Annotated in this window: 21 protein-coding genes; 5 read left to right on the top strand and 16 right to left on the bottom strand. The window is 66.3% G+C overall.

Going from position 1 to position 21,794, the window contains the following annotated elements; translation table 11 throughout:
* Positions 1-47 precede the first annotated feature (47 nt).
* The 5 genes from PCE31107_RS09470 (at position 48) to PCE31107_RS09490 (ending at position 5,395) form a co-directional block, all read left to right on the top strand.
* A complete protein-coding gene (locus tag PCE31107_RS09470; protein ID WP_150607985.1) occupies positions 48-2,144 on the top strand; it encodes a 3-hydroxyacyl-CoA dehydrogenase NAD-binding domain-containing protein in 2,097 nt (698 codons plus the stop codon).
* A 61-nt stretch (positions 2,145-2,205) separates the two neighbouring features.
* Positions 2,206-2,811, top strand: a complete 606-nt coding sequence (gene pncA / locus PCE31107_RS09475) for a bifunctional nicotinamidase/pyrazinamidase (protein ID WP_150607987.1) — start codon at positions 2,206-2,208, stop codon at positions 2,809-2,811.
* A 113-nt stretch (positions 2,812-2,924) separates the two neighbouring features.
* The gene (locus PCE31107_RS09480) at positions 2,925-3,365 is read left to right on the top strand and encodes a PaaI family thioesterase (RefSeq protein ID WP_130026145.1); all 441 of its coding nucleotides are present in this window, start codon (positions 2,925-2,927) and stop codon (positions 3,363-3,365) included.
* 121 nt (positions 3,366-3,486) lie between these two features.
* Positions 3,487-4,482, top strand: a complete 996-nt coding sequence (locus PCE31107_RS09485; RefSeq protein WP_150607990.1) for an NADP-dependent oxidoreductase — start codon at positions 3,487-3,489, stop codon at positions 4,480-4,482.
* A gap of 181 nt (positions 4,483-4,663) precedes the next feature.
* Positions 4,664-5,395 carry a class I SAM-dependent methyltransferase gene (locus PCE31107_RS09490; protein WP_174966599.1) on the top strand — a complete coding sequence of 244 codons (732 nt, stop codon included), beginning with the start codon at positions 4,664-4,666 and terminating at the stop codon, positions 5,393-5,395.
* A gap of 111 nt (positions 5,396-5,506) precedes the next feature.
* On the opposite strand, the gene PCE31107_RS09495 is transcribed toward PCE31107_RS09490, so the two are convergent.
* The 16 genes from PCE31107_RS09495 to PCE31107_RS09570 form a co-directional block, all read right to left on the bottom strand.
* Complete coding sequence (locus PCE31107_RS09495) at positions 5,507-6,754, bottom strand: beta-ketoacyl-[acyl-carrier-protein] synthase family protein (protein WP_150607991.1); 1,248 nt, start codon at positions 6,752-6,754, stop codon at positions 5,507-5,509.
* On the bottom strand, positions 6,754-7,233 hold the full coding sequence (locus PCE31107_RS09500; RefSeq protein WP_150607993.1) for a hypothetical protein: 480 nt from the start codon (positions 7,231-7,233) through the stop codon (positions 6,754-6,756). The genes PCE31107_RS09495 and PCE31107_RS09500 overlap by 1 nt, the downstream gene beginning before the upstream one ends.
* 48 nt (positions 7,234-7,281) lie before the next feature.
* Positions 7,282-8,511: a beta-ketoacyl-ACP synthase gene (locus PCE31107_RS09505; RefSeq protein WP_150607995.1), complete on the bottom strand. Its 1,230-nt coding sequence runs from the start codon at positions 8,509-8,511 to the stop codon at positions 7,282-7,284.
* Positions 8,511-9,236, bottom strand: a complete 726-nt coding sequence (locus PCE31107_RS09510; protein WP_150607997.1) for a 3-ketoacyl-ACP reductase FabG2 — start codon at positions 9,234-9,236, stop codon at positions 8,511-8,513. The genes PCE31107_RS09505 and PCE31107_RS09510 overlap by 1 nt, the downstream gene beginning before the upstream one ends.
* On the bottom strand, positions 9,233-9,700 hold the full coding sequence (locus PCE31107_RS09515) for a hotdog family protein (protein WP_130026139.1): 468 nt from the start codon (positions 9,698-9,700) through the stop codon (positions 9,233-9,235). The genes PCE31107_RS09510 and PCE31107_RS09515 overlap by 4 nt, the downstream gene beginning before the upstream one ends.
* A complete protein-coding gene (locus PCE31107_RS09520) occupies positions 9,700-10,905 on the bottom strand; it encodes a beta-ketoacyl-[acyl-carrier-protein] synthase family protein (RefSeq protein ID WP_150607999.1) in 1,206 nt (401 codons plus the stop codon). The genes PCE31107_RS09515 and PCE31107_RS09520 overlap by 1 nt, the downstream gene beginning before the upstream one ends.
* Entirely contained in the window at positions 10,902-13,331 is a 2,430-nt protein-coding gene (locus PCE31107_RS09525) for an MMPL family transporter (RefSeq protein ID WP_150608001.1), read from the bottom strand. The genes PCE31107_RS09520 and PCE31107_RS09525 overlap by 4 nt, the downstream gene beginning before the upstream one ends.
* Positions 13,328-14,017 carry an outer membrane lipoprotein carrier protein LolA gene (locus PCE31107_RS09530; protein ID WP_150608003.1) on the bottom strand — a complete coding sequence of 230 codons (690 nt, stop codon included), beginning with the start codon at positions 14,015-14,017 and terminating at the stop codon, positions 13,328-13,330. Before PCE31107_RS09530 ends, PCE31107_RS09525 begins: the two co-directional genes overlap by 4 nt.
* Positions 14,002-14,460 carry an acyl-CoA thioesterase gene (locus PCE31107_RS09535; protein ID WP_150608005.1) on the bottom strand — a complete coding sequence of 153 codons (459 nt, stop codon included), beginning with the start codon at positions 14,458-14,460 and terminating at the stop codon, positions 14,002-14,004. The genes PCE31107_RS09530 and PCE31107_RS09535 overlap by 16 nt, the downstream gene beginning before the upstream one ends.
* The gene (locus PCE31107_RS09540; protein WP_150608442.1) at positions 14,450-16,087 is read right to left on the bottom strand and encodes an HAL/PAL/TAL family ammonia-lyase; all 1,638 of its coding nucleotides are present in this window, start codon (positions 16,085-16,087) and stop codon (positions 14,450-14,452) included. The genes PCE31107_RS09535 and PCE31107_RS09540 overlap by 11 nt, the downstream gene beginning before the upstream one ends.
* Positions 16,087-17,871 carry a glycosyltransferase family 2 protein gene (locus PCE31107_RS09545; RefSeq protein WP_150608007.1) on the bottom strand — a complete coding sequence of 595 codons (1,785 nt, stop codon included), beginning with the start codon at positions 17,869-17,871 and terminating at the stop codon, positions 16,087-16,089. The genes PCE31107_RS09540 and PCE31107_RS09545 overlap by 1 nt, the downstream gene beginning before the upstream one ends.
* Positions 17,868-19,799, bottom strand: coding sequence for an ApeI family dehydratase (locus tag PCE31107_RS09550; protein WP_174966600.1), 1,932 nt, complete (start codon positions 19,797-19,799; stop codon positions 17,868-17,870). Before PCE31107_RS09550 ends, PCE31107_RS09545 begins: the two co-directional genes overlap by 4 nt.
* The gene (locus tag PCE31107_RS09555) at positions 19,796-20,350 is read right to left on the bottom strand and encodes a COG4648 family protein (protein ID WP_246181773.1); all 555 of its coding nucleotides are present in this window, start codon (positions 20,348-20,350) and stop codon (positions 19,796-19,798) included. The genes PCE31107_RS09550 and PCE31107_RS09555 overlap by 4 nt, the downstream gene beginning before the upstream one ends.
* Positions 20,351-20,455: 105 nt before the next feature.
* Entirely contained in the window at positions 20,456-20,701 is a 246-nt protein-coding gene (locus PCE31107_RS09560; RefSeq protein WP_026132055.1) for an acyl carrier protein, read from the bottom strand.
* A gap of 20 nt (positions 20,702-20,721) precedes the next feature.
* Positions 20,722-20,997 (bottom strand): phosphopantetheine-binding protein, encoded by a 276-nt coding sequence (locus PCE31107_RS09565; protein WP_130026132.1) that lies wholly within the window; start codon positions 20,995-20,997, stop codon positions 20,722-20,724.
* Complete coding sequence (locus tag PCE31107_RS09570; protein ID WP_174966601.1) at positions 20,978-21,679, bottom strand: lysophospholipid acyltransferase family protein; 702 nt, start codon at positions 21,677-21,679, stop codon at positions 20,978-20,980. The genes PCE31107_RS09565 and PCE31107_RS09570 overlap by 20 nt, the downstream gene beginning before the upstream one ends.
* Between the last annotated feature and the right edge of the window lie 115 nt (positions 21,680-21,794).

A 21,794-nucleotide genomic window follows, 5' to 3' on the forward strand; every position in this document is an offset into this window, starting at 1 on the left:
CCGCGTCACCGCACATAGCCCCCAAGAATATAAGGAACGAGACAACGATGAGCACGGTTTATGAGGTTCGTGACGGCGTGGCCGTCATCACGCTGGACAATCCCCCGGTGAATGGCTTGGGACATGCCACGCGCGCTGGCATCGCCGACGGGCTCGCGAAAGCCCAGGCCGACGCCCAAGTGCGCGCCGTCGTACTGATCGGCGGTGGTAAGGCATTTTCCGGCGGGGCCGACATCCGCGAATTCAATACCCCGAAGGCAACGCAGAGCCCGCTGTTGGTCGATGTGATTGCCGCGCTCGACGCCTGCGCCAAACCCGTCGTTGCGGCCGTGCACGCGGTGGCGATGGGCGGCGGACTCGAATTGGCGCTCGCCTGCCACTATCGCGTGGGGTTGCCCGGCGCGCAGATCGCGCTGCCCGAGGTCAAACTGGGCCTGCTGCCTGGTGCGGGAGGGACGCAGCGCCTGCCGCGTGCCATCGGTGTGGCACGTGCGCTCGACATGGTGGTAACGGGGCGTGTGGTGAAGTCGGAGTCGCTCGTCGGTACGCTCTTCTCGACAGTGTTCGAAGGCAACCGCGACGACCTGCTTGCGGGTGCCATCGCGTTCGCCGGCAGCATCGCCTCGCAAGGCGGCGCATTGCCGCGATTGCGTGACGTGGCGCTCGATGACGCCGACGGCTCGGCGCAGGCCGCGATCGATGCCGCACGTGAAAAGGTGCAACGCGAGCAACCGCATTTCCCCGCGCCGCAAAAATGCGTGGCTGCCGTCGAGGCGGCGCTGCAACGCCCGTTCGATGACGGTGTGAAGTTCGAGCGCGAGTGTTTTGTGGCGTTGGTGAGTTCGCCGGAGTCGAAGGCGCTGCGCCATGCGTTTCTCGGCGAGCGTGCGGCCGCCAAGATTGCGGACGTACCGGACGACACGCCGGTGCGCAACATCGAGCGCGTGGCCGTCATCGGGGCTGGGACGATGGGCAGCGGCATCGCCATGACCTTTGCCAACGCGGGCATTCCGGTGACGCTGGTCGACACGACCGACGCGGCGCTTGCCCGCGGTATCGAAGCGATACGAGGCAACTATGCGCGTGCCGTCACGCGTGGAAAACTCGCGGCGGACGACGCGCAGAAGCGCCAGGCACGTATTCATGGCAGTACCGATTTCGCGTCGGTGGCCGATGCCGACCTGATTGTCGAAGCGGTGTTCGAGGAGATGGCCATCAAGCAGGTCGTGTTCCGTGAGCTCGACAAAGTGGCCAAGCCGGGGGCAATCCTGGCGTCGAACACGTCGACGCTCGATCTCGATGCTCTGGCCGCGACGACGTCGCGGGCGCAGGACGTCGTCGGCATGCACTTCTTCAGCCCGGCGAACGTCATGCGCTTGCTCGAGGTCGTGCGCGGTGCGCAGACCGGCAAGGACGTGCTGGCAACGGTCATGAAGCTCGCCAAACGCATTGGGAAGCTCGCCGTGGTGGCACGCGTCTGCGACGGCTTTATCGGCAATCGCATGCTCGAGCCGTATTTCAAGCAGTCTCAGTGGATGGTCGAGCAGGGCGCGACGCCCGCGCAGATCGACGCCGCCATTGAGCGCTTCGGCTTCGCGATGGGGCCGTTCCGTACCAGCGATCTGGCCGGAAACGACGTTAGATGGGCCATCCGCAAGCGCCGACATGCCGAACATCCCGGCATCGTCTATCCCAAGATTGCCGACGTCGTATGCGAAGCCGGACGCTTCGGCCAGAAGACGCACGCCGGTTGGTACGATTACGCCGAGGGCGATCGCTCGCCTCGTGAATCGGCCAAGGTCGGGCAGATGATCGACGACTATCGCAAGGCGAACGGTATCGCGCCGCGCCCCTTCTCGGACGACGAGATCGTCGATCGCCTCGTCTATGCGCTGGTGAACGAAGGGGCGAAAGTGTTGGCCGACGGCACGGCGGCACGCGCGTCGGACATCGACATGGTGTATCTGAACGGCTACGGCTTCCCATTGTGGCGCGGCGGGCCGATGCACTATGCCGATGCGGTGGGGCTCGACAAGGTGCTCGCACGGGTGCGCGAGTTTGCGCAAGACGCGCACGGCGAAGACTGGATGCCAGCCGCGCGGCTCGTTGAACTTGCCGACGCCGGCAAGCGCTTCAACGGATAAGCGGGACGCGCGCGATGGGGCCAGAATGTGGCGGTCGCTGCGACGAATGAGGGGCAAACCAATGAAACCGATGGACGAAGTGCTGCTCGTGATCGACGTGCAGAACGATTTCATGCCGGGTGGCGCTTTGGCGGTTCCCCAGGGCGACGCCGTGGTGCCCGCGATCAACGCCTTGGCGGGCAAGTTCGCCCGAGTGGTGTTGACGCAGGACTGGCATCCCGCGGGGCATGTGTCGTTTGCCGACAATCACGCCGGGCGCCGGCCGTTCGAGACGATGGTTCTGCCGTACGGCGAACAGGTCTTGTGGCCGACGCATTGCGTTCAGGACACGCCTGGTGCCGCATTACATGCCGGGCTACGAATTCCGCATGCGCAGGCGGTGGTGCGCAAGGGGTATCACGCGCACGTCGATAGTTATTCGGCGTTTCTGGAGGCGGATCGCAAGACGCCGACCGGCCTGGCGGGATATCTGCGCGACAAGGGCGTGAGACGGGTGCATTGCGTAGGATTGGCGACGGATTTCTGCGTGGCATGGAGCGCGCTCGACGCGAAGGCGGCGGGTTTCGATGTCTGTGTGATCGAGCACGCCTGTCGTGCCATCGATCTCAATGGCTCGCTCGCCAACGCTTGGGCTTCGCTGAGCGCGGCCGGCGTGTCGCGCGAGTGAGTCGAAGGCGACTGATTGAATACCAGACGCCGCGCATCATGCGCGGCGTCGCAAGCCGATGAAATGACGATGGACAAGCTTTACCGTAACGGCCGGTGCGGCCGGAGTGCCCGATGAGTACGCTATCGATTCGTTCTGGGTTTGCCGACCATCTCGGCATCGAACTGCTGCGCGCTGAAGGAGGCGAGTCGGAACTGCGTCTCCCGCTGGCGCCTCAGCATCTCAATAGCTGGGAGGTCGTGCATGGCGGCGCGACGATGGCGCTGCTCGACATTGCAATGAGCACCGCCTGCCGGAGCGTGGCGCCGGAAGGCACGGGCGTCGTGACGATCGAGATGAAGACGAGCTTCATGCAGCCGGGCGCCGGTGAGATGCGGGCGTTTGGTTGCCTGCTGCACCGCACGACAACGATGGCGTACTGCGAGGGCGAGGTACGCGACGCCGATGGCAAGCTCGTCGCCAAGGCGATGGGCACCTTCAAGTATTTGCGTCGACTCGCGGTGGGACGCGCCGTGCGCGAGCAGCGACGTCCGGACGAAGCGCGCGGCGACTGACGGCCATCGATGCTTTGTGTCGTTCCCAGACGACTCACCAATGGGGTCACTGAGATGATGTCACCGCGAGACAACGCGCATTCGAGGTATCTCGGCGACTCGCTAACGTGGAGGAAATGCCATGACGATCAATCGACAGATTCTGCTGGTTTCACGCCCGAAGGGCGAAGCCACGCTTGACAATTTTCACTTGGCTGCGCCCGAATTGCCGGAGATCGGCGAGGGGCAGTTGCTGGTGCGCAACTTCTATCTTTCCCTTGACCCATACATGCGTGGGCGGATGAACGACACCAAGTCGTACGCGCCGCCGCAACCCCTCGACACGGTCATGATCGGGGCGACCGTGGGTGAGGTGATCGAGTCGCGCCACCCGGACTGGCAGCCGGGCGACGCCGTTGCCGCCATGTTCGGCTGGCAGGAATATGGCATCTCGGACGGCAGCAACCTGCGCCGTATCGACGATGCACGCATTCCGATGAGCGCCTATCTTGGCGCAGCGGGCATGCCGGGCGTGACGGCCTGGTATGGCCTGAATCGGATCATCGCGCCGAAGGCGGGAGAGACGGTCGCGGTCAGCGCGGCCTCGGGCGCCGTGGGCAGCGTGGTCGGTCAACTGGCGAAGCGAGCCGGTTGTCGCGTGATCGGGATTGCGGGGGGCGCCCAGAAGTGCGCCTACGTCGTGGAGACGCTTGGCTTCGATGCGTGCGTCGATTACAAGGCGGGTCATCTCGACGAAGCACTGCGCGCTGCTGCGCCGGATGGCATCGACGGCTATTTCGAGAACGTCGGCGGCGACGTATTCGACGCGGTCATGCGCAACCTCAATGCCCACTCGCGTATCGCGCTGTGCGGCATGATCTCCGGCTACAACGGTGAGCCCATTCCGCTGAAGTACCCGGGGCTGCTGTTGACGAACCGGGTGCGGCTCGAGGGCTTCATCGTGACCGAGCATCTGGACGTCTGGCCACAGGCACTGAAGGAGCTCACCGACGCCATCGCCGCAGGTGAGCTGCGCTATCGCGAAACGATGGCGCAAGGGATCGAGAACGCGCCTGCCGCATTCCTCGGTCTGCTCAGGGGCGAGAACTTCGGCAAGCAGATCGTGAGGCTCGTGTGATGCGGGATTTTTCTCGAATTTAGAAAGCATCCCTGAATTTCAGGAGTATTGCACTTTACGTACTTCTCATGGACGCGTGCAGTGGGCACAATAGCGGGCTTCCACCTGATAAGCCGCCAGGGCGGTATTCGCTATTTTGACCACTGCTGCCAAACCGCCACCGGCGCCACCCGCGCCGCCTGTGCTTCCCCCGCGCCCCGAATCGTGTGCACGGGCGTTTGTTCCCGAGACTCGCTTCGGGAACTGGTTTCTGAAGACCTACACCTGGCGTCATCACGTGCTGCGCGTCGCCATCGAAGACCTGGTGAGGCTGGCGCACGGTGCGATACCGCAGGCCCCCGTCATTCTCGATGCCGGATGTGGCCACGGACAATCTCTGCCGCTTCTGCATCGCTATTTCGCACCGTCGCGCCTGATCGGGTTCGACTGCTTCGCCCCGGCGCTGAGCGACGCGCAGACACATGTGCGAAGCGCGGGGATTTCCGTCGATCTGCGCGCGGGCGATTGTGCCGCGATTCCGCTGCCCGACGCCAGTTGCGACATCGTGTTCTGCCATCAGACCTTCCACCACCTCGTGCACCAGGAAGCGGCTCTGTCTGAGTTCTATCGGGTGCTGAAGCCGCACGGTTTGCTGTGTTTCGCCGAGTCGACCGAGGCCTATATCCGCTCGTGGGTGATCAGACTGCTGTTCCGGCATCCGATGCACGTTCAGCGAAGCGCAACGGGGTATCTCGACATGATCCGCGCGGCGGGATTTACCTTTGGACCCGAGAACGTGTCTTATCCCTACCTGTGGTGGAGCCGAGCCAAGGACTTCGGGCTGCTGGAGCGGTTGAAGTTGCAGCGTCGCCCGGCATTCGGCGCGCGTGAGGAGACGCTGGTCAACGTCGTCGCGAGAAAGCCGCGCGCGTAAGCGTTTAACGGGTTTGGCGTGGTTAACGTGGTTAACGTGGTCAAAGTGGTCAACGTGGTTATGGCGTTTATCGCGCTTAACGTCTAACGCGCGGAAGTTAGGGCCGGGGCGTTAAACCCGAGCGAGCGTCAGCGCGCCGTAAGTGCCGCCGAAGCCAAAGGTGTTGATCAGCACGCGGTTCACCAGAGTCTCTTGCAGGGCTGTCTGGATCGGAAATGGCGCGGCGTCGGCGTCCAGGCATGCCAGATTGGCTACGCCTGGTACGAAACCTTCTTGCATCGCCCAGATCGCGCACGCGATCTGCATTGCCCCCGCTGCCGCCACGGTGTGTCCCGTAAGGCCCTTGATCGAGGTGATGGCCGGGACCTCGACCACCCCACCGAAGGCGTGCGCCAGCGCATGCAGTTCCGCGATATCGCCGTCGATGGATCCGTTAGCGTGGGCGCTGATGAAGGTGGGCGGTGCCGTCAGCCCACGACACGCTGTTTCGACCACCGCGCTCATGGTCGGGATGTCCACACCGAACGCTTGCGACGCGCAGGTGGCGGAACCGACCCCCGTGATTTCAGCGAGCGGGCGTGCGTCTCGCGCCACGGCGTGGGCGAGTGTTTCCAGGATGAGGATGGCGGCACCACCGCCGAGGACGAAGCCGTCTCGTTGGGCGTCGAACGGGCGCGAGGCGAGCTCGGGCGTCGCATTGTGGGCACGCGAGAGTACCCCCATCGCATCGAAACACATCGCCGCGCCCCAGGGGGCCTCTTCGCTGCCGCCCGCGAGCATCACATCCTGCCGCCCGAGCCGCAACAAATCGACGGCGTGCCCCACGCAGTGAATCGAAGTTGAGCACGCTGACGAAATAGCGTAGCCGACTCCGCGCAGGTCGAAGAGCGCGGAGAGTGCGGCTTGCGCGGTACTCGACATGGCGCGTGGCACCACGTAGGGCAGCACCCGCGCCGCGCCACTTTCGCGCGCGACGTCCAGCGCCGCTTCAAAATCCTTCATCGCCCCGGTGCCAGAGCCGACGACAACGCCACATCGCCCGCTGCTCAATGTCGCGGTATCGAGCCCGGCGTCGGCCACGGCGCGAAGGGCGGCATGGCAGGCATACAGCGCCGTGTCCCCCATGAAGCGGCGCAGCTTGCGCGGCACCGCCGCGTCGTCGAGCGATCCGGCGTGAGGGCGTCCGGTGACTGTCGTGCGCAAGTCGTGAGCGACATAGTCGGGCGCTTCATGAACGCCGCTCGTCCGATGTCGAAGAGCGTCCACGATGGCATCGCGCGTGTGACCGGCGGCGGATACCATCCCGATGCCGGTGACGACGACTCGGGGCAATCCGTCAGGGCGATGAAAGGACGTCATCAGTGACGGCGCAGCTCCGTATTGATGTCGCGGATGAGCGTGTCGACCCAACGGTTGTAGTTGGGATGGATCAACGGCGTATTGGGGGGCGGCGCGGAGGGGAAGTCCTCGCGGCGCGCCGAGGCGTTGGGGTGGGAGAGTTGATACTCAAGATTGGTGCTGTCGCGATAGGTCACCGAGTAAGCCGTTTCGGTGTATTTGATCGTCACCGAGGCAAAGTGCTTGTTGCGCACGTTCAGCGAGGCCACGAGTTCTCCCGGATGCACGGGGCTCACCGTCCAGTCGTGCACGGCGGCGCCGCGCGCAATGGCGCCGCGAATCTCGTCGAGCGAGAGTGTTTTGCCGCTGCCGGCGACGATCGGCACGTGATCGTGCGGCACGATGGGCACCGCCGGGCGCGCCGCGTGGGCGGTGGGCGCGAGGACGGCCGAGGCGGTGATGGCAAGCGAGGCGATCAGCCAGTGTCGACGAGTCTGCATAGGTTCTCCTTCTCCGTTGTGAATGGACGTTGCGTTGCGCAACGCCCGTCAACCCGCAAATCGATGAAAGATCAGCGACGTGTTGATGCCGCCAAACGCAAAGTTGTTGCTCATGATTCGCTGCGTTTCCAGCGCGCGGCCCTGAGCGCCTGCGATGTGATCGAGCGGCGCACAGGCCGGATCCGGTGTGTCGAGATTGAGCGTGCCGGCAAACCAGTCGCGGCGCATCATCTCAATGGCCCACCATGCTTCGATGGCGCCGCACGCGCCTAGGGTATGGCCCAGATAGCTCTTCATGGCGCTGATCGGCACGTGCGTTCCGAAGAGGCTGCCGGTGGCTTCGCTCTCGGCAACATCGCCGCGGTCCGTGGCCGTGCCGTGTGCGCTGATGTAGTCGATGGCCTGCGGGGCGAGACCCGCATCGTCGAGCGCGAGCCGCATGGCGCGTGCCATCGTGGCCGCGGTCGGTTGCGTGACGTGATTGCCGTCGGTGTTGCAGCCGAAGCCGACGATCTCCGCGAGAATCGTGGCCCCTCGCGCTTGCGCATGTTCGAGCGATTCGAGCACCAGCGTGGCCGCGCCTTCGCCGACCACGAGGCCATCGCGTGCCGCATCGAACGGCCGCGGTGTGAGCTTCGGTTCGTCGTTGCGCGTGCTCGTCGCGTACAACGTATCGAAGACGGCGCTACCGGGGCCGGACAATTCTTCGGCACCGCCAGCGAGCATGACTTTCGCTCGGCCGAAGCGAATCGCTTCGTATGCGTATCCGATGGCCTGGCTGCCCGAGGTGCAGGCGCTCGACGTCGGGATGATGCGGCCTTGGAGTCCGAAGTGCACGCCGATGTTGACAGCCGTCGTGTGCGGCATCATCTGGATGTAGCTCGTCGATGTCACGCCGGCCATCGATCCCGTGTCGACCATGACGCCAAAGGCTTGAATCGGCGCGATGCTGCCCGAAGACGACCCGTACGCGACACCGATATCGCCGGGGTCGTGCGCGGCGACATCCAGCGCTGCGTGGGCGAGGGCATGTTCCGTGGCCCGAAGCGCGAGTTGGGCAACCCGTCCCATGGAACGCAATTGCTTGCGCGGCCAGTGCGGCGGCGGAGCGAAGTCTTCCACCGGGCAGGCGAGGCGCCCGTTGAGCATTTCGAAGTAGTCCCACTCCGGCATGCGGCGCACGGCGTTCTGCCCGGCGCGCAGCGCCAGCTCAATGTCTTCCCAGCGGCTGCCAAGCGCTGTCACTCCGCCAAATCCAGTTACTACGACGCGTGTCATCAGACGATCCCTCCATTCACGCCGATGACTTGGCGCGTCACGTAGCTGGCCCCGTCCGACATCAGGAACGACACCACATGCGCTACCTCGTCAGGGTGGCCGACGCGTTGCATCGGCACCATGCGCAGCGCTTCGTCGAGCGCCACGCCCTCGAGCATGCCGGTGTCGACCAGCCCCGGCGCCACGCAGTTGACGGTAATTCGGCGCGACGCCAATTCGACCGACAAGGCCTTCGTGGCGCCGATCAGACCGGCCTTCGCGGCGCTGTAGTTCACCTGGCCGCGATTGCCCATCACCCCGGAGACGGACGCCACCGTGACGATGCGACCGCCGGTGCGCAGCCGCACCATGGGCATGGTGAGGGGATGGACGACATTGAAGAAGCCGTCGAGGCTGGTGTCGATGACACTGTCCCAATCGTCGTCGGACAGCGCGGGGAACGCGTTGTCGCGCGTGATGCCTGCGCCGCAGACAATGCCGTAGTACGCGCCGTGTTCGGCAACGTCGGCGTCGAGCACCTGTCGGCAGGTATCGCGATGACGAACATCGAACGACACGAGCGTGGCGGTGCCGCCCGCTTCGCGAATCTGCGCGACGGTGGCTTCGCCGGGAGCGATCTGCTCACGGCAATGAACGGTGACGGCAAAGCCGTCCTGCGCGAGGCGCAGGGCGATGGCCCGTCCGATGCCCCGGCTGCTGCCGGTGACGAGAACGCGTCGGGTCATGATTGGGGCTCCATCAAGAAGGCAGAGAAATCGGTTGGCTGATGTACCTTGAGCGTGGCATCGACCACGGTCTCGTCGTCGGCCTGCACGCAGCAGTCGTAGGCACCGTTGCCGTTGTCGTCGCGTAGCACGCATGTGGCACGCACGAGAACCGGCACGCCGGCGGGCAGCGAGGTCACACGCGCTTCGAGGCGGCGTGTGCCGAGCAGCACGCCCGGCGCGGGGGGCAGGCCATCGATACGACGGGTGAGCGCTTCGTGCGCGGCAATCGCCTGCGCCATGAGTTCGATGACGATGTGGACGGGCATGTTGCCGTGCGCATCCGCATACCAGGCGTGAGCATCGGGCGTTGCCTGCACGCAGATCGACTCGGCGTCGTGCTCGCATACGTTATCGATGAGCAGCATCGGCGGCCGGTGCGGCAGCAGCGTCTCGATCGGCGGCCAGACAGAAGCGGCGGGCATCACAGGGCCTCCGCGCGCGAGAGGATGACGCTGACGTTGTTGCCGCCAAATGCATAGGCGTTCGTCATGACGTGGCGAGGGGCGCGGCCGAGCGTGGTGCCGGGGGTGACGAGCCGCAGGGCGCTGAGCTCGGGGGCGGTGTCTCCATCCCAGACGTGCGGCGGGAGGCGGCCATCGCCTGATAGCGTGAGCCAGCACAATCCGATGCCTGTCGCGCCCGCGGCGCCGAGCAGATGCCCGGTCATGGGTTTGGTGCCGCTTGCCCACGCGGTGGCGCCCAAGCAGGCATGTGTGGCAAGGCTTTCCATCGCGTCGTTCTTCGGCGTGCCCGTTGCATGCAGATGAACATAGTCGATCTGCGAGGGCGCCAGGCAGGCGTCGTGCAAGGCGGCCCGCATGGCGTCGATGGCGCCACGGCCGTCCGGCGCGGGGGCCGAGATGTGATAAGCATCGCTCGATTCGCCAATGCCGGACACGACGATGTCGCCGGGCGCTCGCGACATCAGGCAGAGCATCGCGCCTTCCCCGATGTTGATGCCGTCGCGCTGGCGGCTCATCGGGCGTGCGAGCCCCTGCGAGAGCGACTCGAGCGCGCCGAAGCCGCCGAGGGTCAGCGCGCATAGCGTGTCCGCACCGCCGGTCACTACGGCATCGCAGATCCCGCTGTCGATGAGGCGACGCGCCGCACCGAATGCCTTCGCGCTCGACGTGCACGCCGTCGAGATCGTGTAGGAGGGGCCATGTACGCCGAGCAACTCGGCAACGAACTGCGCCGGTGCCCCGAGGGCTTGCTGGAGATAGTGATACGCCGCCGGTAACGCGCCCCGGGCTGCGAGCGTGCGTAGCGCGGCTTCGCCTTCGGCGATACCCGACGTGCTCGTACCGACCACCACCCCGATGCGCGTGGCGCCGTGGCGTGCGATATGACGTGCGAGGGTGGGGCGCAACGGTTGCGCTGCGGCGACCAGAAACCGGTTGTTGCGACAGTCGTACCGCTGTAGCCGGGAGGGAAGCGAAGGAAGCGCGTCAGTGGCCACGCGCACGGCGCCCACCACGGGGGCGGGGAACGTAGGCGGCAAGGGCACGTCGTCACGAGCCCGCATGCCGGACGTATCGCCGGCGAACAGTCGCGCGGCGATGCTCGGCAGGTCGTGACCCAGCGCATTGATCATGCCAAGTGCGTGGAGATAGACGGGAGACTTCATGAGCGCAGTTCCGGGTAACGCAGGCTATAGGGGGCGAGCCACAACGCAAATGCGATGCCGATCGTCAAAGTCAGGCCGAAGGCATGCAGGCTCGGCATGGCGCTGAAGGCGAGCAGGCCGAACGACAGCAGGGTCGTCGCGGCCGACATCAGCGTGCCGGCGACCGCAATCGCGGCCATGCGCGGGTCGCCGCCGGCACGTAGTTCGCCCTCGCGCAGAAAGATCGCGTAATTCACACCGACGCCCAGGACCAGCATCAAGCCCATCTGCGCGAACAATGTCAGCGGCAGGTCGAGATAGCCGAACGCCGCGAACACTGCCGCGGTGGCGAGCAACGTCGGAGTGATGGTGGCGATGGCGCCGCGCCACCCGTAGCGACGCGTGAGCAGTCCAGTCACCACGACGAGGGCGGCGGCGAACCAAATTCCGCTTGCGACGCGATACCGGGCAAAAAGCGCCGAGAGGGATGCGGCCTTGTCGACGTAGGTCGCGCCGGGCAAGTCGGCCGCCACGCGCCCGGCTGCCGCGCTGTCGCGCAGGCCGTGGGGGCGCACGAGGCTGGCGAAATGACCTGCCATCGCCGGGGCGGACGCCGCCGCCCCCGCCGACGTGCTCACCCGGCCCATCCAGAGCATGCGTAGCGGCGTCGAACCGGGCCACGCGAGCCATTGGTCGACCCGAAGCGGCGGCGTGTCGCTCTCGACGGCGTAGGCATCGGCGTATTGCCGTGCGAATGCCGGGCGGAACCCGGCCCGCGTCATGGCGTCGACCAACGCGTCGGGCGCGTCGAAGCGGGCCGCGCCCAACAGCGCCCGATTGTCGAGTTGACGTTGCATGGACGGCACGAACTGGGAGACGCCGGTCCATCCGTCGAAGGGGGCATCGCGGCGGGCCGCCGCGTCGTCAAGGCGCGCGCCGAGCTGTTCCTCGCGCCGGAGCAGCGCTTCTTCGCTGTCGGCTTGTACCAGCCAGAACTGTGTGGCGCCGTCGATACCGGTGATGCGCGAGATCGCCTGCTCTTGCGCGACCAGTGCGGGATCGCGGGCAATGAGCCGGCGAACGTCGTCGTCGACGCCCAGCCGCCACCAGCCCGGCACGCATGCCAGCAGGATCAGCCCCCCCACAGCCGTGCCGCGCCGTCCGGCAAGCGCGCCGCGCCAGATCGCCAGCCAGCGTTGGGCAAGAGCGACGACCGGCGCGCGCAACGCAGGCACCTCGCGCGGCAGAAAGGCGGGCAAGGCCCAAACGACGAACACATAGGACGAGAGCAGGCCCGCCAGCGCAAACACGGCGATCTGACGCAACGCAGGGAACGGCACGGTGCCGAGAATCGCGTAGCCCAGCACGCTGGTCGCGAGGGCGATACGCAATGCCGGACGCAGCATCGGCAGGGTCCGCTGGGCTGCCTCCCGCGTCAGACCGCCAACGCCGACGAAATACTGAATGGCATAGTCGACGGTTTCGCCGATCAGGGCCGCGCCGAAGACGAGCGTCAGCAAGTGCAGCTCACCGAAGATCAGCAGCGTGGCGAGCGCAGCGCACAGCGTGCCGAAGGCGATGGTCGCGAGCCCCATGGCGAGCAGGCGACCCGAACGGAACGCCCAGAGCGTGAGCAGCGCAATCCCGAGCGTTGCAACGATGCCGATGCGATGCAACTCCGTTTCCGCCTGCGATCGTGCCCCTGCCGCATGGAAGACCGCGCCGCTGCGCAGCACTTCCACGCCGGGCGAGAGGTCTACGATCCGCGCTTGTGCCGTGTCGAAGAATTGAGTGATTCGCTGCTGCACCGCGCTGTCGAAGGCCGGGCCTTGCGTTTGCAGCAACACGAGCACCCATGTCTTCCCCGCTTGGCGCGCGCTCAGCCAACCGTCGTCGGGCAACATCCGAAGCTGGCCGAACGGCAGCCGCGTGAGCCAGCGGTCGAGCCAGCCAAAGGGGTCATCGGCAGCGTCGGTCAGTCCGAAGGGGGAATGGGCCAGCGATAGCGGCGGCAAGCTCGCGTCGCCAGACGCATTTCGGCGAAGCTGCGCCTGCAGGTCGCCGCGATCCGCTGGCGAGAGGAGTTGGAAGCGATGCGGCCGATAGAAATTCGAGAGAACGGCCGGGTCGAACGGCGGCACCCGACCCTGCACGCTCGTGAAGGCACCGCTCGCACGGGCCAGCGCGTCGAAACGCGCCGCGGCGGCGCGGGCCGAGTGGGCGTCGGGCGCGCCGATCAAGACCACGACACGGTCGCTGACGCTGCCCGCCAAATGGTCCACGGCTTGCTCCGCGACGGGATCGCGCTCGGTCGTGGGCAACAGCGCGAGCACATTCGTCTGCAGCGGCAGATGGCGCACCGCCAGCAGCCACGTGCCCAGCAGCACGAGGCCCGCGACGAGGGCGAAGATGAGTGTGCGGCGCAATGCCCGAGTGCGTGGCGTCATTCGACCATTCGCAGCAGGCGTTGCGCTTGCACGTCGAGCGTCTCGCCGGTGCGCACCTTGTCGAACTGCCACTGGACGGTCTCACCGCGCCGGGTCTCCAGTGTCACGGTGCGCACGGTCGTGTCGCCGCTGAGCGTGAGACGCCGCATCGCTTGAGCGATCTGTGGTTGTGCGGGCGTGAGCACCACCTGCCAGCGACGCAGGGTGCCCGTGACGGAAATGCCGAATTGGGAGGCGAGTCCGCTGGTGTCGCCCTGCATGAATGCATTGGCCCATTCGTTGATCTGCCGCGAGATGGCCGAGGGTTGCGCGTCGAGCGACACGAGCTTGCCGTCGGCATCGATGCGCGCGCTGCGTTGCCGGCCGTAGACATACCCTTGCGGCTGCGGCGACCGCACTTGCCAAATCACACCGCGTTCGCGCGCGAAAACCAGCGTGCCGCGCGTGAGCGCAGGCGCCGTCAGCAAGGCCGAGGTTCGCGTCTGGATGAAATCGGCGTGCACCACGGGATGCGCACTGATCTGCGCGAGAATTCGCTGGAGCAACGCCGAATCGGCCGCCGCTGATGCCGCGACGGGGGCGGTCTCGGTCTCGGTCGCGACGGCTGTTGCCGGCGACAGCCCGACGCCGACCAGTAGCGCGACGGCAAGCACGCTCGCAGCACGCGGCATCAGATGGCGGCCCATGCAGTCTCCAACTTGCTCAGTACGACGGGGGGACTCACGAATTGCAGTTCGCCGTTGCGCGCGTCCACCGCGACCTGGACGGTATATCCCTTGGTCATGCGCGTTTCGGTAGCGATGTCGTGAATCTCGTAGGCGATGCGAAGCCGATTCTCATATTCGGTCAGTGATGCCGTGACACGCACCCGCTGCCCGTAGCGCGCGGGGCGAACATACTTGAGATGGCATTCGACGATGGGCCAGAGATAGCCGGACGCCTGCATCTGTGGATAGTCGTAGTCGAAGCGGCGCAGCAGCGCGCAGCGTGCGATCTCGAAATACTTGACGTAGTGGCCGTGCCACGCGACTTCCATGACATCGACGTCATGGAACGGAATTTCGACGTCGGCGAAAGCGCTGAGCCAGGGGGCCTTTTCCGGTCGGCGACCGGTCGTGTCAGTCGTCATGAGGCAGATCGCCTCCATCGGCAAGCCAGGCACGCACGGCGCGCAATTCATGTTCAAGCGCGCGATCTTCGTCGACGAACGGCGATCGGGCGGTGACCGTATCGAGCCACGCCCGCAGCGCGGTGGGCAGCGGCGCGGCGTCCGGCGAGCGCCGGAAGCGTAACTTGACGGCTTGCGCCACCGCAAGCGTGTGAGCGGCGCCGACCTGTTCGGTGAGCATCAGCACGCGAAGGCAATCGCGTGCGGCGATCGTTCCCATGCTGACCTTGTCCTGATTGTGGGATTCGGTCGAGCGTGAGAATACGCTGGCCGGCATGGTGTGCTTGAGCGCTTCCGCGGCCCACGCCGATGCGCCGATCTGCACCGCCTTGAAGCCATGGTTGATCGGTGCGCGAGGGCCCGTCGCGCCGCTGAGATTACGCGGCAGGCCGTTGTTGAACTTGTCGTCCACCAGCAGGGCGAGTTGACGATCCATCAAATCGGCCAGGTTGGCGACCGCCGTCTTCAGGCTGTCCATGGCGAAGGCGATGTGGCCGCCGTAGAAGTTACCGCCGTGATGGACTTCGCCGGTGTCGGGATCGATGAGAGGGTTGTCGTTGGCACTGTTGATTTCGTTTTCGACGTCGCGCCGGACCCAGCTCAGCGCGTCGACGAGCACGCCGATGACGTGCGGCGCGCATCGCAGTGAATAGCGATCCTGGAGGCGCGCTTCTGGCGGTTCCGTGCGTCCGGTCAAGTCGTCACGAATCCATCGGGCGGCGTCGCGCTGACCCTCGTGCGGCTTTGCGTCGAACAGCGTCGGATGGAAGTGCGCGGCGCGGCCGTCGAGCGCTACGGTCGTCAATGCTGTGAGCCGGGCGGCCAGACGCGCCAGCGTGCGACTGCGCGCGAAGGCGAGACTCGCCAGCGCGGTCATGACGGCCGTGCCGTTCATGAGCGCGAGGCCTTCCTTCGGGGCCAGCGTGATCGGCGCGCCCCCCGTGGCGGCCAGGGCCTCCGACGCCGCACAGAGGCGAGCGCGATACGTCACGTCGCGCTCGCCGATGAGCGTAGCCGCGACGTACGACAGCGGCGTGAGGTCGCCGCTCGCGCCGACCGAGCCTTCGGACGGAATGCGCGGCAGCACGTCGTGGGCGAGCAGATGGACGAGCGCCTCGAGAAGTTCCGGGCGCACGGCCGAGTACCCCTGGGCGAGCGATGCCAGCCGGCACGCGAGCACGGCGCGCACGGCCGGGTCGTCGAGCCATTCGCCCATGCCGCACCCATGGTAGCGCGTCAGTTGTGCGGGCAATGCTTCGATGAGCGACACGGGCACGTCGACGACACAGGCATCGCCGTAACCGGTCGTGACGCCATAGACGGGACGACCGGCCGCAAGGTGCGCGTGCAGCGCGCTCACGCCGCGGCGTATGCGGTCTTGCCACACGGGGTCGGTGGACAGACGCGCGCTGCGGGTGCGTCGGGCCAGCGCGAGAATGTCTTCGATCGTCAGACGGGCCTGGCCGAACACGACGGGCGGTGCCGTCGCGCGGCGCGCGTCGGCGTCAGGGGGCGCATCGTGAGGCCTATGGCGCGAGGCCGTGCCGGCGCGCTCATCGGCGCCGCTCAGTGAAGTCGGTAGTTGCATCATGATTGTGGCGACTTGCCTCGCCAGAAATCGAAAAAGTTGAACCACTGCATCGGGTACTGGCGGCAGTAGTGCTCGAGCCGACGCGCATAGCGCTCGGCGTAGGTACGCAGGGCGACCTCGCGTTGGGCGCGCGGCAACGCCACGGCGTCGGCGAACGGTTCGAAATAGAGTCGGTAAGACGCTTTGTCGCGCAGGCAGAAAAGCAGATACACCGGGCACTCGAGCAAGGCGGCGAGAATGAACGGTCCTTGCGCGAACGGCGCCGATGCGCCGAGGAACGGGGCCGGCACGACCCGGCCACCCTCGGTGGAAGGCACGCGGTCACCGACGATGACAAGCCAGTCGCCCCGGTCGATGCGCTCACGCAGCATGATGGCCGTGGCGGGGCCGATGTCGTCGACCTCGATCAGGTTCTCGGCAAACTCGCGGTTCGACCCGGCGAGCATCGAGCGGAATCGCTGGGCGTGACGGGTGTAGACCACGGCATGGATGCGGTCGATGCCGCGCGAACGGGCGAGTGCGCGGGTCATCTCCAGGTTGCCGAGATGCGAGCCGATGACGAGGGCGCCACGCGCATCGCTGGCCGCCGCGTCGAGCGTGGCACGGTCGTCGATCTGGACATGGCGTTCGCCGAGGAGTCCGCGCCAGGCGGCGAATTTATCCAGTGCCGCGTTGGCGAACGCCAGAAGATGCTGGAATGTATGCCATCGCGTGGGTGCCGGCAGCCCAAGTTCGGGGGCCGCATTCCGGAGCCGCTGCTGATAATCGCGTGAGGCCGCGCACGCTTGTGTGTCTTTCAGCGCGAAATAGGCCGCCACGGGAATCAGGCAGACGCGCGCCGTGCGCAGACCGAAGCACCGGCAAGCGAGTGCCAACAGGCGCATGCCCAGCAAGCTGCCACGCTCGGGGCGCCGCCACCACGCCAGACCGTCGTCGACGGTGGGCGTTTCGGCGGATGTCGCGGCGCCCGGCATGGCTGCCACCGCCCGGGCATGAGCACTCGGCTTGCGGCGGCACTTCCGCCACAGCAGTCCCGGCGCGCGCGGGATCATGGCGCATACGAGCCGCGTGTGCATCCAGGAGATGCCGACGTTGTCGCGCAACATCTGGAAGTGCGAAACCCCGTTCTCCGGATAGACGACGCGTGTGCGCCGGTTCTGTATCGGCACGCCGCGCCAGTACAGACGCACCAGAATGTCGGTGTCGAAAGCCATGCGCGATGGTGGCCGGTGGCGCGCCAGCAGCGCGGTGGTGGCCGAAAGCGGATAGACCCGGAAGCCGCACATCGAATCGGCGATGTCGAACGACAATGTCTCGATCCACACCCAGAAGTGAGTGATGTGGCGGCCATACAAACGCCCCTTGGGCACGGACGCGTCGTAGCGTGGCGTGCCGCAGATCACGGCGCTCGGGTGCTGACGGGCGTCTTCGAGAAAGGCGGAGACGTCGCACAGATCGTGCTGACCGTCGGCATCGACTTGCAGGGCGTGCGTAAATCCGAGCGCGTGGGCGCGGCGCAATCCGTGGGAGACGGCGCCGCCTTTGCCGACGTTGCGCGGTAGCCGTTCCAGCGTCACGGTCTGCGGGTGGTTGGCCTGAATGGCCGCGAGCAAGTCGCGCGTCGGAGCGTCGCTCCCGTCATCGACCAGCAGCACCGGAAGGCCTTGCGCGAGCAGCGTGTCGACGATGCGTGCGATTTGCGCCGGGTGGTTGTACACCGGGATCAGGACGCACGGCAGGAAAGGGCATGGCGACAGGCCGGGACCGAGCGTTGCCGTCATCGTTGCGCCTCTCCGGCCAGCGCGGGCGGTGCGGCGTAGACGAGATATCCGGTCGCGGCAGTTCCGCGGGCACCTTCATAGGCGTAGTGCACGCGACGACGTGAGGTATCGAACGTCAGCGTGAGGTCGAAGTGTGTTCCCGGCAATACGGGCGCGGAGAATTTGACTTGATGTAACGACGTTGGCGTGACCGCCCAGCCATGACGTGCGGCGTCTTGCGACGCATGCGCTGCGGCAAACCGCGTTGCCCAGTCGATCAGCACCACGCCGGGTAGCAGCGGCAGTCCTGGAAAGTGACCGTTGAAGTGCGCCAGCTCGGGCGGCACGCGCAGGGACATTACGACCGAACCGTCGAGCGCGGTTGCGGGGGCATGGTCGTCGGCATCGTTCCACCGAGCGCCCAGCACCGAGGGCAGCCACGGGGACGCCGGTGTGAAAAGTGCCGCAATGTCGGCCGCCGTGCGCTTGCCGCGTTCATTGACGGGCAATGCCGTCAGGAAACGCCAGCGCCTCGGGAGCATCGTCGCATCGAAGGTCTCGGCCAACGCGTGACGCAGCGTCTCACGCACGGTCTTGAGCGAGCGCTCTCGCCAGGCGCGCCGGCCGGTAGGGCTGAGGACGACGGCGACGGCGAGGCGTCCCGCGACCACGGCCGCGGCAGCATCGTCGATCCATTCGTGGCGCAGCAGTGCCACTTCAACGCTGGGCAACGAGAGCCGCTTGCCCTCGATCTTGACGGTGCGGTCGAGGCGCCCCGTCAAGGCGAACGACCCATCGGGATGCACAACGGCGCCGTCGTCGGTCGGCCACCAGCGTCCGTGGTTGACACGCGGCGAGCAGATTGCCAGCGCACCGTCGTCGGTCAATCGCACGCGCGTGTCGTCGAGCGGGGTCCACTCGGACGTGCGATCCTGCTGACGCCACGCGATGCCGCCGGTCTCCGTACTGCCGAACACTTCGACCGGCGCGTGCGCCACGTCTGCCGGCAACGAAGGCCGAGCGGTTCGCACGAGGTGGGCACATTGCAGCGCGGCCTCCTTGGGCAGTGGGCCGCCCGACGAGAAGGTGAGGCGGGGCGCATCGCGCCAAACGTCGTCGCCCAGCCATGCGGGCCAACGCGTCAACTGCGCGGGGCCAGCGATCCAGACGACGGCAGGCCACGTGCGCCACTGCCGCGTTTGCGAGGGTTCCGCGAAGGTATGCCGAGCAAACGGCACGCCAGCGGCCAGCGGCCAGAGCATGCGAAACCACAGCCCGTAGATGTGATGGCACGGCACGCTCGCGACAACGAGCGCCGCTTGCAAATGCGCACCCCAATGCCGGTGCAGCATCTGCACTTCGTCATCGAGTTGCGCGAGCGTCTTCGTGATGGCTTTAGGCTCGCCGGTACTTCCCGAGGTGTAGACAATCAATTGGCTCGACGCGGGCAGCGCTGCGGCGAGCGCCGTGTGCGCGATCCCTGGCGCGACGTTCATGTCCTCACGACGATCCGCGCAGGAAGCCAGCATGGCCGCATCGATGGCCTCGTCGAAGGCGAAGGCGAAGTCGCGGCGTGTCTGGGCCAGTGCGTTGGGTAATACGACCGGGGTTCGACCCGCGGCCCACGCGGCGAAAAGGGCGCAGCTCATGTCGTACGGATCGTCCAGACACATCGCCAGTCGCAGGGCGGGGCGTGCCGCAAAGACAGCGTGCAACGCCCCGACGCGTGCGCGCCAGGCGCGTGTGGTGAGCGAGCCAAGCGTGCCGAGCCCAGGCGCTTCGTCTGCGCCGGATCGGCCGTCAACACACACGACGAGCGACGGCGCGCGAGGCGCGCACAGCAGTTCGGCCAGCGGCGTACACGCGCAGGGCGCCAGTCCTGCGGAACGCTCGTGTGCGGCAGGCGTTGCTGACGGGGCGGACGATTCGATCGAGGCAGGAACGCTCATGCCGCGCTCTCCGGAGGCGGCGTGCCTGCCGCGCATGCGGACGCTTTTCGCGCCAACATGCGCCGACGCCACAACCATTCCGCCGCAAACAGCAGGCCGATCAGTACGTATGCGATTCCGCCGTTATAAAGCGACCAGATTTCCCGCGACGCCCAAAGCGCCGTGGCGAGCGCGACGGCGCCGTTGAAGATGAAAAATACGATCCATACGCGAGTGACGTTGCGCAGGTATGGCGTCGCGTCCACCGGCAGGTCGGGCTGATGCAACCGCGCGATGCGCTCGACCATCGACATGGGGGCGCGGAGCGACATCGCGAACGTAAGCCCCATCCCGAGATTGACGGCGACCGGATAACACCGCAGCAACAGCTCGCTGTTGCTCAGCGCCGTCGCGAACGCGAGCGCGGCCAATCCAGCGGCCACTGCCCATTCGACGGGCATAAGCAGCCGATGGGCGCGCAAGTTGCGCTGGTATCGCAGGCCGAGGCCGACAAGGAGCAGCAGTGCCAGATAGCGCGGCGGAACCAGCGAGATTCCGGCGAGGATCAGCACCGGGTAGGCGAGCGCCGCGACGACAGCGGGCCAGCGGACTCGGGCTTGTGGTGTGCGCGGCAATGACGCTGGCGCGTCGGCGTGAAGTCGGGGCATGCCGGACGATCAGTCGTTGAGCAACGTACGCACGGCCGCCACAACGTCGTCGACGGTGCGCACGCTCTTGAACTCGTCGGGCTTGATGCGTTTGCCCGTCAGGCGCTGTAGTTGGATGGCGAGGTCTACGGCATCGATGCTGTCGAGGTCAAGCTCCTCGAACAGGTGCGCCTGCAAGGTCACCCGTTCGGGTTCGATCTCGAAGGTGTCGTGCAGGATGGTGCGCAAACGGGAAAGGATGTCTTCGTCGGACAAGGGCAACGTCAAAGAACTCATCATTCGGTTTCCTTCTGGGCGCAGCCGCGGTCGCGCAGCAACTGGGCGAGGGTGGCAACACTGCGGAACTGGGCGCGCGCGGCGTCGTCGCCCGCTTCGATTTGCAGGCCGAAGCGCTTGCGCAGGGCGATGCCCAACTCGAGCGCATCGATGGAGTCCAGGCCGAGGCCATCGCCGAACAAGGGAATGTCGTCGGCGATGTCGTCCACCGCAATGTCTTCCAGTTCAAGGGACTGGACGATCAGTTGCTTGATTTCAAGTTCTAGTGAAGCCATGTTGAGAAATCTGATCGATGAAAAAATGTTCGGCGAGCGCCGTCAGGCGTCTCGCCGCCAATGGCGCAAGCACGTCCTCGTTGGCGGGCGCGAAGCGAACCGGCCTGGCGGGCGTTGTGCGCGCCCGGTTTGCCGGCGTGACAGCCACGTGCTCGCTCAAGTCGTCTTCCAGCACGCGAACGCGCAGGGTCGGTGTAGAGGGGGGCAGCGAGTGCCACCGGTGTTGTTTCGTATAGGCAGGAGGATCGCAGTCGATCAACACGGGCAGGATCGGGCAGTCATGCGCCAGCGCGATGTGCGCGAAACCCCGGGAGAACTTGCCGAGCTGGCCTCGCGACGGGCTGCGTGTGCCTTCGGGAAATACGATGAGGGGCACCTCATCGGCCAGCGCCGCTTCGCTGGCACCGACGAGCGAGGGTCCGCCGTCGTTACGCAGATAGCCGGCCGCGCGTACGATGCCGGCGAACAGCGGGTTGCGCCAGTGCCGGCTGGTGACAATGCAGCAGGCGCGCGGCATGAGTGAGAGCAACACCATGACGTCCATGTACGACGGGTGATTGGCGATCACGATGGCGCGGCCCAGGTGCCGCAGTTTCTCGGCATTCTGGATGTCGAAGCGGATGACGCCCAGGGCACGCGAAGCCGCGACAAGCGCGGCGAAGCCATGATGCACGATAGCCATGGCGCAGCGGCGTCGTCGGCGCGCGGACATCGGAAGCAATAGCAGCGCGGGGAATACGATCAGCGAAAAGAGGAGACCGCCGACGGCGAAGCACGACCATAGCCACAGCGACGCC

Origin of the sequence: Pandoraea cepalis (genome assembly GCF_902459625.1) — a bacterium.
GTDB classification, from domain to species: domain Bacteria; phylum Pseudomonadota; class Gammaproteobacteria; order Burkholderiales; family Burkholderiaceae; genus Pandoraea; species Pandoraea cepalis.

What these genes read in the sequence shown, in the direction of transcription:
- PCE31107_RS09470 (WP_150607985.1), top strand. Translation starts at nt 48, where the DNA reads ATGAGCACGGTTTATGAGGTTCGTGACGGCGTGGCCGTCATCACGCTG.
- pncA (WP_150607987.1), top strand. Translation starts at nt 2,206, where the DNA reads ATGAAACCGATGGACGAAGTGCTGCTCGTGATCGACGTGCAGAACGAT.
- PCE31107_RS09480 (WP_130026145.1), top strand. Translation starts at nt 2,925, where the DNA reads ATGAGTACGCTATCGATTCGTTCTGGGTTTGCCGACCATCTCGGCATC.
- PCE31107_RS09485 (WP_150607990.1), top strand. Translation starts at nt 3,487, where the DNA reads ATGACGATCAATCGACAGATTCTGCTGGTTTCACGCCCGAAGGGCGAA.
- PCE31107_RS09495 (WP_150607991.1), bottom strand. Translation starts at nt 6,754, where the DNA reads ATGACGTCCTTTCATCGCCCTGACGGATTGCCCCGAGTCGTCGTCACC.
- PCE31107_RS09500 (WP_150607993.1), bottom strand. Translation starts at nt 7,233, where the DNA reads ATGCAGACTCGTCGACACTGGCTGATCGCCTCGCTTGCCATCACCGCC.
- PCE31107_RS09505 (WP_150607995.1), bottom strand. Translation starts at nt 8,511, where the DNA reads ATGACACGCGTCGTAGTAACTGGATTTGGCGGAGTGACAGCGCTTGGC.
- PCE31107_RS09510 (WP_150607997.1), bottom strand. Translation starts at nt 9,236, where the DNA reads ATGACCCGACGCGTTCTCGTCACCGGCAGCAGCCGGGGCATCGGACGG.
- PCE31107_RS09515 (WP_130026139.1), bottom strand. Translation starts at nt 9,700, where the DNA reads ATGCCCGCCGCTTCTGTCTGGCCGCCGATCGAGACGCTGCTGCCGCAC.
- PCE31107_RS09520 (WP_150607999.1), bottom strand. Translation starts at nt 10,905, where the DNA reads ATGAAGTCTCCCGTCTATCTCCACGCACTTGGCATGATCAATGCGCTG.
- PCE31107_RS09525 (WP_150608001.1), bottom strand. Translation starts at nt 13,331, where the DNA reads ATGACGCCACGCACTCGGGCATTGCGCCGCACACTCATCTTCGCCCTC.
- PCE31107_RS09530 (WP_150608003.1), bottom strand. Translation starts at nt 14,017, where the DNA reads ATGGGCCGCCATCTGATGCCGCGTGCTGCGAGCGTGCTTGCCGTCGCG.
- PCE31107_RS09535 (WP_150608005.1), bottom strand. Translation starts at nt 14,460, where the DNA reads ATGACGACTGACACGACCGGTCGCCGACCGGAAAAGGCCCCCTGGCTC.
- PCE31107_RS09540 (WP_150608442.1), bottom strand. Translation starts at nt 16,087, where the DNA reads ATGCAACTACCGACTTCACTGAGCGGCGCCGATGAGCGCGCCGGCACG.
- PCE31107_RS09545 (WP_150608007.1), bottom strand. Translation starts at nt 17,871, where the DNA reads ATGACGGCAACGCTCGGTCCCGGCCTGTCGCCATGCCCTTTCCTGCCG.
- PCE31107_RS09550 (WP_174966600.1), bottom strand. Translation starts at nt 19,799, where the DNA reads ATGAGCGTTCCTGCCTCGATCGAATCGTCCGCCCCGTCAGCAACGCCT.
- PCE31107_RS09565 (WP_130026132.1), bottom strand. Translation starts at nt 20,997, where the DNA reads ATGGCTTCACTAGAACTTGAAATCAAGCAACTGATCGTCCAGTCCCTT.
- PCE31107_RS09570 (WP_174966601.1), bottom strand. Translation starts at nt 21,679, where the DNA reads ATGGCTATCGTGCATCATGGCTTCGCCGCGCTTGTCGCGGCTTCGCGT.